This is a genomic window from Leptospira sp. WS58.C1 (assembly GCF_040833995.1).
In the GTDB taxonomy this organism is placed as follows: Bacteria; Spirochaetota; Leptospiria; order Leptospirales; family Leptospiraceae; genus Leptospira_B; species Leptospira_B cinconiae.
Genome location: NZ_CP162137.1, coordinates 3,619,473 through 3,631,158, shown reverse-complemented (window position 1 = coordinate 3,631,158; position 11,686 = coordinate 3,619,473). Strand labels below are relative to the sequence as shown.

Below are 11,686 nucleotides of genomic sequence, written 5' to 3'. Positions count from 1 at the left end.
AGGAAAAAAGAGATGAAGTTAAAATCATTCTTAATGATCGGATTGGTAGCCTTCGGGCTGCCAATCTCCATTGCAGCGCAAAATTTGGATTCCAATGTATATTCTAAAATAAAGGAATCTTTAGTTTTGACTAGGCATTCGACTAGCTCAGATCTGAAAGCAAGCATCGATCGTATATCGAACAATCCGGTTCCATATCTGATCGCTATCTCTCAGGAAGCAGGAGTTAGAATATACGTAAAAGAAAAAGCCATCTATCTTTTGAAAGATTATCAAACGGAAGATTCGGCTAACTTCTTAAGAAGTCGGATAGAGCAAGAAAGTCTACATCCTTCGCTGCGTAAATTTGCGGTGAAAGGTTACACAGATGGATTTTATTCGACCGATCCGTTGAAGGTGGAGACATTTTTGAAAAAATTCCAATCGGATACGAAGATCGGAAATACTGTCCTTAAGTCTTTGAAAAAAGTAAGGTTCGAAAATTTCAGAAAAACTAGTCAGCCAACGGAAGCAGATCTAGAAAATTTACGAAAGAATAAACCGATCAAAAAATAAAGTTCACTTCTTATGAAAAATAAAAAGGGTCGCCTGTGCGGCCCTTTTTATTTTCTCAAAGATAATTTTCCGCTTATAAGTTCCTATTTTTGATCGTTTTTTGGCATTATTCTGCCAATTCTTCCTGATTTTAAGAACGTATTTTTCTGGACGTACCTTTCTAAACATTCGGCAATAGAAATGGGAGAATTGTAGTCTCCATTTGTTAGTAAAGTCATATCTTATATTGGGTTTCCCTTGTAGGAATTCCAACATAACATAATAGGGAATCGAGATTGAGCTCAGGTTATCATCGTTTTATTTCTATCTTGTGTGTTTTGGCAGGTACCCTTCCCCAATGGAATTGCGGAGGGGGCGGTGGTGGAATGAAATTATTTCCCATTTTCCCTTCTTCTTCGGGAATCAAAGGTTTGCACGTTTCCGATTCGGAAGGAAAAAGATATTCTTCCGGTTCCACATTTTCATTAGGTTCCGTTTTAGTTAGTTCATCATCTTCTAATATTTTGGTGATAGAGAATGACGGTAACTTTACCGTTACTCTGACCGGAAATCCGGATTCGGTATCCAAAAGTGGAATTCATACTTCTCAATATGTAATCGATTCCCAACCATCAAGTACAAGTTTAGCGGAAGGGGATTCTAGTTCTTTTCAAGTCAGTTTTCAGCCAAGCTCTGCAGGTGTAAAATCGGCATATTTGATCATCAATTCGGACGATCCTAATATTGGTACTTATATTCTTTATTTGAAAGGGACAGGTACCGACGCTCCTGCTCCTGGAATCCAGATCTCGGAAGGTAGTTTTAATTTTATTCCGAATGCTCATACCAATTTTTATGCTCCTTCCGGAGGAACTTCTTCCAAAACGATTACGGTTAAAAATAGCGGAGAGCAAGATTTAGTAATTTCTAATATTTCTCTGAGCGGAACGGATGCAAGCTCGTTCGACGAGAACGGTTCTCCAATTACGATCTCTCCTAAAAAAACGTATACATTTACGATTTCTTTTAGCCCTCTTTCCGTCTCGACATTCTCCGCTTCGATTATAATAAATAGTAATGATCCGAATATTGCGAGTTATGTTCTTGGACTTTCCGGAGTAGGAACTTCCGGAAATGTTCCTCAGATATCGGTTACTTATTCGGATAATAATAGTATCTCCAGAGATATCACTAGTAGTACCGGATTCTCTTATTCTTTTGGAAGTGTTTTTCCTGGCGTAATATCGTCCAGTAAAACGATTACGATCCGTAATTTAGGAAGTTCTAATGTAGATTTTCCGCCTACTCCTGTTACTTTAAGTGGATCAGATCCGGGGGAATTTACGGTAACTCAACCTTCTGTTACGAGTCTTGCGCCGAATGCTACTATCACTTTCGTAATTCAGTTCAGTCCCACTAGTGTAGGTTCCAAATCGGCTACAGTTACTTTGAATACAAATAATGGAAAAGGTGGAAATGCTTCCAGTTCCGTTCTGGATATTTCCGGGGCGGGAGGAAGAAGGGACATTATCGTAACTTGGGCGCATTCTAAAGAACATGCGGTTCATATGGCCTCAGGGGCATACAGAGTTTGTTATAAAAAAGGTTCCGATTTTAGCGGGGAAGGAGATTCCGGGGTAACCTGTGATACAGATGTTATGTATGCAGGAGATCCTTACACTGCGAATTATAAAACGATCACGGTGAGTTCCGCTGGGACATGGTATATTAGAGTAAAATCTTTTTCTCAATTTAATGCAACGGGTTCCCCATTCTCTAAGCCGATCCAGGCAAAAGTAAGTTCTCCAGGATACTAAAGAAATATTATGAAGAATAAATTTACATTATTCGCTCTTATTTTTTCGATCTTCTCTATCGGCTATCTTTTCGCTGAAAAGGAGACTTATATAGCTCCGAATTGGAGCAAACTTTTGGATCCTGCGGGAAATACGGATAATAAAAAATATTATAAAAGGGATTCGAAAAGAAAATTCAAGTCTTCGGAAATTTTAGTGAAGTTCAAGGACAATGCAGGTGACTCCGTTAAATCTTATGCAGTCGGTTCCTTTAATGGAAAAGTTTTGAACAATCTAGATGAGACTGGAATTTCACAAGTAGAGTTGAGAGAAGGACAATCCGTGGAAGAGGCATTAGCCGAGTATTCTTCTCATCCCGATGTGGAATTTGTTCAGCCTAACTATCTATATCATGCAAGTACATCTCCAAACGATCCGATATACGGTCAGTTGTGGGGAATGAATAATACAGGGCAGGTTATTGCTACTGCTTCTTACTCGGGTCCTCCTACAAATAATCCAGGTACCAGCGGCGACGATATGAGAATGGAGAGTGCATGGGATGTGAATACGGATTGTTCTAATACTATTGTCGCAATTCTCGATTCGGGAGTGAATTATAATCACACCGATCTAAACGAAAATATGTGGAGCTCAGCTTCTTGTGTTTCGGATAAAGGTGTTTCTTTAGGTTCTTGTTCGAACGGATGGGATTATGCGGATAACGATTCGAATCCTATGGATTTAAACGGTCATGGAACTCACGTGGCAGGTACGATCGGCGCCAAAGGAAACAATGGGACCGGAGTTGCAGGAGTTTGTTGGACTGCGAAAATTATGGCGGTTCGAGTTTTGGATCAGTTAGGCTCCGGAGACACTGCTACAATTATCAAGGGGATCAACTTTGCGGTACGGAATGGAGCTAAGGTCCTAAATTTGAGTTTGGGCGGTCCGGATTATGATTCTGCCATGCGTTCTGCAATTGCAAATGCAGGCAGAAAATATGACGCGTTATTCGTGGTTGCCGCAGGAAATGAAGATAACGACCTCAAATCCGACAATTCCTATCCTTGCGAGTATGATGAAGCGAATATTCTTTGTGTGGCTGCTTTAGACCAAAAGTTCCAGTTAGCAAGTTTTTCCAATTATGATTCTTCCAAGAAGAGAGTGGATATAGGTGCTCCAGGTACGAATATTCGTAGTACCTGGGCAGGTGCAGAGGCTACTTCTTCTTTAGCGTTTGCTAGTTGGACAAAATCGAATTATCAAGGAACAGATTGGAACTCGACAAATTGTCCTCCGACAGTACTTTATCTATCTACTAGTTGTGCTACCGCAATCCTAGGCACTTCTAATTCCGGGTATACATCAAATACTTACGCTTTGACTTTTGCTCCGATCACAATCCTTTCGGGCGCAGATGCGGTTACCGCGAGAATGAATTTATTTTTGGATACGGAGGCTGGATTTGATGGCATCAATATGTACACGTCCGTTTCCGGTAACGAGTTCGATATATTCAATTCGGTTAATAAAGTAGGAAGCCTTTCGGGAGAAACGAACGGAAAATTGATTTCAAATTTCGAGGTTGCAGCCCCGAATTGTGTAGGTTCATCGAATTGTTCTTTCGGGTATGAATTCATTTCGGACTCTTCTATCAATCGGGCCGGTGTTGCCATAACGGCATTTAATCTGATAACTTTAGATATTGATAATATAAACCAATATAATACGATCAACGGAACCTCGATGGCTACTCCTCATGTGGCCGGAATTGCAGCTCTGTTGAGATCCTTTAATCCTAAATTTACTTATTCGGATACGATAAAAGCTATAATCTCAGGCGGTACAAGTACCAGTTCTTTACAAAACATTACTAAGTATGGTAAGGCCGCGAATGGGGACGGAGCGATTCGGAATTTGGAAGCGCCGATGGATTTGAGCATAGATGTACCTTAGATCTTTGTTAAAGACGATTTCGATCTTTCTTTTTATATCGTTTGGCGCTCTTTCTATATTTTCGCAGGGATTTCCGAAGAACCTTCCTTCTGAAAAAGGAAAATATGTGAAGCCTGGGCGGATCGTTCCAAACGAATATATTTTCAAACTAACTTCCGGAACTAGCTCGGAGAGGATTAAGGAACTAGTTCCTAATGCTACGGTCCTGAATATAGAAACAATTATGGAAGACATGTATAAGGTAACGTATAAGTCCGATCCCGGCATTGGTATTCTAAAAGCGGCGGCTTCCAAATCCGGCTTCGTCGAATCGGTACAACATAATTTAGTCTATAAATCCTTTTAGAAATCGTTTCAGTAAATACTTTATAAAAATAATATACAGTTATTTTTCGGAAAATCCTGCGTGTATCCATTTTGCGATTTGGTCGAGAGCATTTTTGGCTTCAGGGATACTTCTTCCTAAATTAAAAAACCCGTGGATCAAAGTTTCATAAGTTTTGATCTCCAATTTTACTTTTGCTTTTTGAAGAAGGTCCGCATATGCGAGTCCCTCGTCCTGTAGTGGATCAAATCCTGCGATCAACATATACGTTTTAGGTGTATGAGAAAAATTCGTTTGTTGGAAAGGTGTGACTCTTGGATCCTTCCAATCTTTAGAATTAGGCACGCTATGATATTTGAAATAACGAAGTAGATCTCTAGTAAGAGCGTATCCGTTTGCAAATTCGTCCACACTTTTTCTTTCTTGGATTAGGTCAATCCAGGGATAGATAAGTATTTGGAATTGAGGAAGAGTCAGTTTTTCTTTTTTAGCTCGAGTTGAAATGGAGATCGCTAAATTTCCACCTGCAGAATCCCCGCCTACTGCGATCCTTTTAGGATCAATTCCCAGTGACTTTCCATTTTCCCTTACCCATTTATAAGCGGAATACGCATCTTCCCAAGAAGAAGGATACATATATTCGGGACCTAATCTGTAATCGACTGCAAGTATCGCCCTTCCGGAAGTTTTTGCTAAGTATCTCAGAGGCGGATCGTGAGATTCCAGATCTCCGATCACAAATCCACCCCCGTGAAAATACAATAAACATGGTTCCAGGTCCTTAGATATATTAGAAGAATATAACCTAACCTTAATCCTAGGTCCTGTTCCTGGGATGGAAAAATTTTCGATCCTGGGAAGGTCTACCTTTTCCAAATCAAAAAAACCCATTATATTTTTGAAAAGTTTTCTCGCCTTAAGCGGTGGAAGATCTTCCGGTTTCGGCTTTATTTTAGCTAAAATTAATGCGGTTCGGACCTTGGGATCCAAAGTCCTTCCCCTTTTGATATCTTTTCCAAAGACACTGAGTATTGAATTCGGAAGAGAAAGTAAGGCTCTGGCCGCTAAAGTCTCAAACTTTTGCCAGAGCACTTTTTTTCCTTGGTTCCGATTTTCCGTTTGAGTTTTGTTTACCGGATTGTTTATACTTTGCTTTGGATGGAACAGGTAATGTTCGCAAACTTTTAGAGGCTCTCTTTTTACCGGCTTTCAATTCTTTTTGCATATAATACAGAAAGTCCTCATAATCTACCTGCATCGTATGTCTTGCAGAAGTTACGTATCTTTTTTTCATTTTCTTTTCGTAATCTTGGATCTGCTTTTCCATTTCTTGGACCGTAGGCAGGCTGTAATTTCCGGTCAGATATTCTGCCAGCCATTTTCCTTGGAACTCCGCGAGAGGCATGATCGCTCCTAAAGGCTGATACAATCCTACAAAAAATATATTATTTAAATCAGGTTTGAAAGTTCTGTGAAACAAAGGAAGATGATTTTCAGGAGCGGAGATAAATTCAGGTTTGAAGAATGGAAACTTAACGTTATATCCGGTACAATAGATGATCGCATCGATCTCTTCCTCCGAACCGTCGGCAAACTTTACTTTGTTTCCATTATATTCTTGGATCACAGGTTTGTATTTGATATCCCCTCTTCCGAGCCTTACTAAAATATCCTGTGAGATCGTAGGGTGGGCTTCACCCGGCTTGTGGTCCGGTTTAGGAAGTCCGAAATCTTCCATCTTTCCAACGCCGATCTTTAGCATTGTCCCGAATAGAAATTGTTTTAACCAAAAAGGTGTTCCGGGTGGAAGTAACTCTGTTTGTTTATCCAAAGGTTTTCCGAAAAGATAATTCGGGATTACCCAAGCCCCCCTTCTGGAACTTAAGAAAACTTTTTTCGCGACTCCCGGACGGCTTAACTCGACGGAAATATCCATTGCACTATTTCCCATACCTAGGACTACAACTCTTTTACCTACCAATTGGATGGGATGTTCGGGGTCCACATAGTCGTGAGAATGTATTATCTTTCCGTTAAATTTACCTGGAAAGTCGGGCTCCGGCCAACGCGGAGACCAATGATGTCCGTTCGCGACGATCACTGCGTCGTAAAATATTTTTTCTCCCTTCTCGCTAGTCACTAAATACGTTCCGTCGTCTTGGGGTTCAACTTTCGCAACGCCGTTCTTGAATTTGATATGCTTACGAAGACCAAAGTGCTCCACATAATCTAAGAAATATTTTTGGATCGGTTCATGGTTCGGATAATCCGCATACCAATCGGGCATAGGATAATCTCTGTATTCCATTCTATCCCGATGAGTATTAATGTGTAATGATTTATAAATATTGCTGAGACCGTTGTCGTTTTTAAATCTCCAGTTACCTCCTACGTCGCTTCCTCTTTCGTAACAGTCGTAGGGTATTCCTTTGTCTTGCAATGATTTACAAACGGTGATTCCACTAGAGCCTGCGCCAATAACGCAGACTTTCGGCAACTCTTGCATATCGTTCTCCGATTTTTTATTAGAGTAATAAAACGAATTAGTAGTAGAAGTTTTTCGAACGCTTAGTCAAGCCCGAAAATGGATTGAGTTAATAATTCGATATGTTTAGGTCGGACTTATGAAGACAGAAGAGAAAACAAACGTTCATTTCGATTACGACTATATCATAGTGGGTTCCGGTTTTGGTGGAAGTGTTTCCGCTATGAGGTTAAGCCAAAAAGGGTATTCTGTCTTGGTGATCGAGTCCGGCAAAAGATGGACCGCAAAGGAATTTCCGAAAACGAATTGGTCCATTCATAAATACTTATGGATGCCTAGATTGGGTTTTTATGGGATACAAAGATTGAATCTTTTAAAGGATTTTTTCCTAGTCAGCGGTGCTGGAGTGGGAGGAGGATCGTTAGTATACGCTAATACACTTTACGTTCCTTCAGAAAAAACGTTAAATCATCCTACATACAAAAAGATCGGGGGCAGAGACGGGATGCTTCCTTTTTATAAAGTAGCTTCCAAAATGTTAGGAGTAGTTCAAAATCCTCACTTAGACGGATCGGATGCAATATTAAAAGAGATCGCAAATGAAATGGGAAGGGGGGAAACGTTCTCCGCTACTCCAGTCGGAGTATTCTTCGGAGAAAATCCCGGGCAAACTGTAAAAGATCCTTTTTTCTTAGGAGAAGGCCCCGAAAGGACTACCTGCAATCTTTGTGGAGGTTGTATGGTAGGATGCCGTTTTAATTCTAAAAACACATTAGATAAAAATTATCTATTTTTTGCGGAGAAGTTAGGAGCGAAAGTCCTTCCTGAAACGAAGGTAACGGATATAGTTCCTTTAAACGACAGAGGGGAAGCCGATCCGGATGCGAGCGGAGAATTCGGTTACCAACTATCTACTCGATCTACCACCGGTTGGTTCGGATCCCCTAAAAGAAAATTTAAGGCTAAGTCCGTCGTTCTTTCTGCGGCAGTGATGGGGACTGTCGGTTTACTTTTACGTTCGAGAGAAGCAGGACATATGAAACGTCTTTCTCATTGTTTGGGGGATGATGTTCGCACGAATAGTGAAACGGTTTTAGGAGTTACCAAGTTCGGAAAGGATGTGGATTTTTCCAGGGGAGTTGCGATCACTTCCTCCATCCATCCGGATGAACATACTCATATAGAACCGGTCCGTTATTCCAAAGGGTCTGACTTTTTTGGAACGCTTGCGAGTGTGTTGACAGACGGAGGAGGTTTCTTTCCCAGACCGCTTAAATATTTTTTTACTATGTTCACTCAGCCTATCTATTTTTTGAAAGCTTCCTGGCCATTCGGTTTTGCTAAAAATTCCCTTATTCTTTTAGTCATGCAAACCTTGGACAGTAAGGTAAAGCTGGTTCGAAAAAGAAGAATATCCTGGCCTTTCGAGAAGTCCATGACTTCTGCGATTAGTTCGGGAGACAAGGTACCTTCGTATATTCCGATCGCAAACCAAACCGCAAGAAAGATCGCTAAAAAGATAGGAGGTATTCCGAGAAGTTCCTTAAACGATGTTCTTTTGAATGCACCTATTACCGGGCATATTATGGGCGGTTGTGTAATGGGCTCAACTCCCGAAGAAGGTGTGATCGATTTTGAAAATAAAGTCTATGGTTATAAGAATCTAAGGGTTTGTGATAGTTCAATGATTCCCGTAAATTTAGGTGTAAACCCTTCTCTTTCGATCACTGCTATGACGGAAAGAGCGATGTCCTTGATCCCTCCAAAAGATAAGAAGTCCGTCACAAGTTTCGAATTCGAAAGGAAATTCGGGATCACATCTGTGGTCTTTCCAAAAATTTGATCCGAAAAAGATAGACCCAGGCTTAGTTAATGGAAATTCTCTCCGAATCGGGTATCTTCGATCCGGAGAGAATTTTGGGCTTATTAAAAGAAAGTTTAAAGGATTTTTTTCAAACCAAACGGGATTGGATCTCTTTTGCTGGAGTGTTCTTTCTTTTTTTAATCTTTTGGTCTTACAATTACTCCTTTAGATTTGCGCCACTTTTTACCCAGGCATTAAAAGACAATCAGGTCGGATTAAGTTTATTCTACTTTTTATTTTTTGCTGCGGGTGCCTTGGTAATTTATCCGATCTCTCTTTCATTTTATGGAAAACTAAACGAATTCAGACCTTCTATTCCTTTAATCTTAGGTTTTGTGATCGTTCTAGCAATTGTTTGTTCTGCAAGGATCAGGGACTCTGAACTTTTCAATTGGGTTCCTTCTTCTTCGGTAGAAATTGCAATGTTAACGGTGAACTATGTTGGAACCATTCTCGCATACGTTGCTTTGCCTTTAATCTGGATCATTCTCCGCAAAAATTCTCCTGAAAGATTTTTAGGACTAAATAAGTCACCGAAATTCGGGGAAGTATTGTTTTTATTGGGATTGATGCTTCCGATAATCGCGATTGCTTCCTTCTCTCTCTCTTTTCTTTCCGTATATCCGCGATTTGCGGGAAGAATGTCAGACGGCTATTTGATCTATCCTCCCGCTTTATGGATCATTCTATTCGAAATTTCTTATGCGGCAGACTTTGCGGTTTTAGAAACTTTTTTTCGAGGGTTTATGGTTTTTCCTCTGGCATCCAGAGTGGGAAGTAAACCCGCAGTTTTAGCCATGTCATTCATGTACGGTCTACTACATTTTACGAAACCTCAATACGAAGCATTAGGTTCCTTTTTCGGGGGATTTATCTTGGGGATGATCTCTTACCGGACTAAATCGGTATATGCAGGGATTTTGATACATATTGGGGTAGCGCTGGCAATGGAACTTGCCGCCACATTACAGTTTTTATACTTTATGGAATAAAAGTACGGCGAAGGAATATGGGGAGCCGAACGGATCCTAGTTTAGAAAAGTCCTTCATTCAGCAAAGATTTGATCATTAAACTATTCTAGGCCATTGGCGGGCAAAATTCGGTTTTCAGCTTCTTATCAAAGATGTAAGCTTGGAGAAAGAGCTTCCTTCAGGCAAAAATATGATCCAACTCAATCGCCCTAGTTTATTCAAAAATTCTAATTTTTATGCGGGAGAATGGAGAACCTTCTCTCAAACGTTTCCCGTATTCGATCCCGCGACAGGAAAAAAAATAGGCGAAGTGCCGGAGCTTCCTAGGGAGGAAGTGAGGAGGGCTTTGGAATTTGCCGAGAAGTCCCAAAAGGAATGGGCGAAGACTATTCCAAAACAAAGAGCCAGACTTCTTCGGAATTGGGCGGATCTAATGATCCAGAACAAAGAAGACCTGGCAAAAATTATGACCTGGGAACAGGGGAAACCCTTAGCCGAATCCAAAGGAGAGATCGATTACGCAGCTTCGTATTTGGAATGGTTTTCGGAAGAAGCGAAACGAACATACGGAGATTTGATTCCCACTCATAGAAAAGAAGTTCGATTGATGGCATGGAAAGAACCCGTCGGAGTTACCGGGATCCTAACTCCCTGGAATTTTCCTTCTTCTATGATCACTCGGAAAATTGGTCCTGCGCTTGCGGCAGGATGTGTAGTCGTTTCGAAACCTTCGGAACTCACTCCTTATTCCGCGATAGCGTTAGCTGTTCTTGCAGAGGAGGCCGGAATTCCCTCAGGGGTTTTCCAAGTTGTTACCGGTCAGCCGGAACCGATCGCAAATGAGTTTTTAGAAAATAAGATCGTTCGAAAGATCAGTTTTACAGGATCTACTAGAGTGGGGAAAATCCTTTTAGAAAAATCGGCAAAACAGGTAAAAAAAATTTCCTTGGAATTAGGTGGAAACGCACCCTTTATAGTTTTCGCCGATGCAAATATTAAGGAAGCGATACGCGGAGGAATTATATCAAAATTTCGTAATGCAGGACAAACCTGTGTTTGTACGAACAGATTTTTGGTAGAGGAAAAGATCGCAGAAGAATTTGCTCACGGTTTAGCGGAAGAAGTTTCCAAATTTAAAGTTGGGAACGGTTTTGAAGAAGGGATCAATATTGGTCCGTTGATTCATCCTGCAGCGGTCAAAAAAGTGGATTCTCATTTACAAGATGCGATCGAAAAAGGAGGAAAACTCCTTATCGGAGGAAAGCCTCATTCGTTAGGCGGGAACTTTTATGAACCGAGCGTTCTCTCGGGAGTTTCCGAAAGGTCGTTATGTTTTCAAGAGGAGACCTTCGGTCCCCTTGCACCGATAAAAAGTTTCAAAACGGAAGAAGAAGCCTTATTGATTGCAAACGCAAGCGACGTTGGTTTGGCATCTTATGTGTATACAAGTGACCCTGCCAGGATTTGGAGAATTTCCGAGGCTCTTGAAGCCGGAATGGTTTCCGTAAACGAAGGCATTCTATCGACCGAGCAGGTACCTTTTGGCGGTGTAAAAGAATCAGGTATGGGAAGAGAAGGCTCCAAATATGGAATAGAAGAATATCAGGAAATAAAATATATCTGTTGGGGTGGGCAAGGTTAGTCGTAGAAACTTCGAATCCTAGCTGTTAATTTTGTAAAAAAAATTTCGTCTTCTGAGTTCGGACTCCTTTTCGCATTTTCCTTGACGGATGGGTCATTCGGATCAATTT

General features: G+C 40.8%; 9 protein-coding genes. 7 read left to right on the top strand and 2 right to left on the bottom strand.

Annotated elements, in window-relative coordinates; translation table 11 throughout:
• Nucleotides 1-12: 12 nt before the first annotated feature.
• From AB3N61_RS16660 to AB3N61_RS16645, 4 genes are all read left to right on the top strand, one after another.
• Nucleotides 13-555 (top strand): hypothetical protein, encoded by a 543-nt coding sequence (locus tag AB3N61_RS16660; protein ID WP_020769058.1) that lies wholly within the window; start codon nt 13-15, stop codon nt 553-555.
• A gap of 365 nt (nt 556-920) precedes the next feature.
• Nucleotides 921-2,351, top strand: a complete 1,431-nt coding sequence (locus AB3N61_RS16655) for a choice-of-anchor D domain-containing protein (RefSeq protein ID WP_367898137.1) — start codon at nt 921-923, stop codon at nt 2,349-2,351.
• 9 nt (nt 2,352-2,360) lie between these two features.
• Entirely contained in the window at nt 2,361-4,289 is a 1,929-nt protein-coding gene (locus AB3N61_RS16650) for a S8 family serine peptidase (protein ID WP_367898136.1), read from the top strand.
• Nucleotides 4,279-4,635, top strand: coding sequence for a hypothetical protein (locus AB3N61_RS16645; RefSeq protein ID WP_367898135.1), 357 nt, complete (start codon nt 4,279-4,281; stop codon nt 4,633-4,635). The genes AB3N61_RS16650 and AB3N61_RS16645 overlap by 11 nt, the downstream gene beginning before the upstream one ends.
• A 39-nt stretch (nt 4,636-4,674) precedes the next feature.
• Here AB3N61_RS16645 and AB3N61_RS16640 read toward each other — a convergent pair whose 3' ends face one another.
• Nucleotides 4,675-5,706 (bottom strand): alpha/beta hydrolase, encoded by a 1,032-nt coding sequence (locus AB3N61_RS16640; protein ID WP_367898134.1) that lies wholly within the window; start codon nt 5,704-5,706, stop codon nt 4,675-4,677.
• Entirely contained in the window at nt 5,687-7,120 is a 1,434-nt protein-coding gene (locus AB3N61_RS16635) for a flavin-containing monooxygenase (protein WP_367898133.1), read from the bottom strand. The genes AB3N61_RS16640 and AB3N61_RS16635 overlap by 20 nt, the downstream gene beginning before the upstream one ends.
• Nucleotides 7,121-7,238: 118 nt before the next feature.
• Between AB3N61_RS16635 and AB3N61_RS16630 the strand changes: the two genes are divergently transcribed.
• The 3 genes from AB3N61_RS16630 to AB3N61_RS16620 all read left to right on the top strand — a co-directional run bounded on the left by AB3N61_RS16630 (nt 7,239) and on the right by AB3N61_RS16620 (nt 11,577).
• Entirely contained in the window at nt 7,239-8,942 is a 1,704-nt protein-coding gene (locus AB3N61_RS16630) for a GMC oxidoreductase (protein WP_367898132.1), read from the top strand.
• Between the two features lie 29 nt (nt 8,943-8,971).
• A complete protein-coding gene (locus AB3N61_RS16625; protein WP_020769167.1) occupies nt 8,972-9,955 on the top strand; it encodes a CPBP family intramembrane glutamic endopeptidase in 984 nt (327 codons plus the stop codon).
• Between the two features lie 170 nt (nt 9,956-10,125).
• Entirely contained in the window at nt 10,126-11,577 is a 1,452-nt protein-coding gene (locus AB3N61_RS16620) for an NAD-dependent succinate-semialdehyde dehydrogenase (RefSeq protein WP_367898131.1), read from the top strand.
• The last annotated feature ends 109 nt before the right edge of the window (nt 11,578-11,686 follow it).

What these genes read in the sequence shown, in the direction of transcription:
- AB3N61_RS16660 (WP_020769058.1), top strand. Translation starts at nt 13, where the DNA reads ATGAAGTTAAAATCATTCTTAATGATCGGATTGGTAGCCTTCGGGCTG.
- AB3N61_RS16650 (WP_367898136.1), top strand. Translation starts at nt 2,361, where the DNA reads ATGAAGAATAAATTTACATTATTCGCTCTTATTTTTTCGATCTTCTCT.
- AB3N61_RS16625 (WP_020769167.1), top strand. Translation starts at nt 8,972, where the DNA reads ATGGAAATTCTCTCCGAATCGGGTATCTTCGATCCGGAGAGAATTTTG.
- AB3N61_RS16635 (WP_367898133.1), bottom strand. Translation starts at nt 7,120, where the DNA reads ATGCAAGAGTTGCCGAAAGTCTGCGTTATTGGCGCAGGCTCTAGTGGA.
- AB3N61_RS16620 (WP_367898131.1), top strand. Translation starts at nt 10,126, where the DNA reads ATGATCCAACTCAATCGCCCTAGTTTATTCAAAAATTCTAATTTTTAT.
- AB3N61_RS16630 (WP_367898132.1), top strand. Translation starts at nt 7,239, where the DNA reads ATGAAGACAGAAGAGAAAACAAACGTTCATTTCGATTACGACTATATC.
- AB3N61_RS16655 (WP_367898137.1), top strand. Translation starts at nt 921, where the DNA reads ATGAAATTATTTCCCATTTTCCCTTCTTCTTCGGGAATCAAAGGTTTG.
- AB3N61_RS16645 (WP_367898135.1), top strand. Translation starts at nt 4,279, where the DNA reads ATGTACCTTAGATCTTTGTTAAAGACGATTTCGATCTTTCTTTTTATA.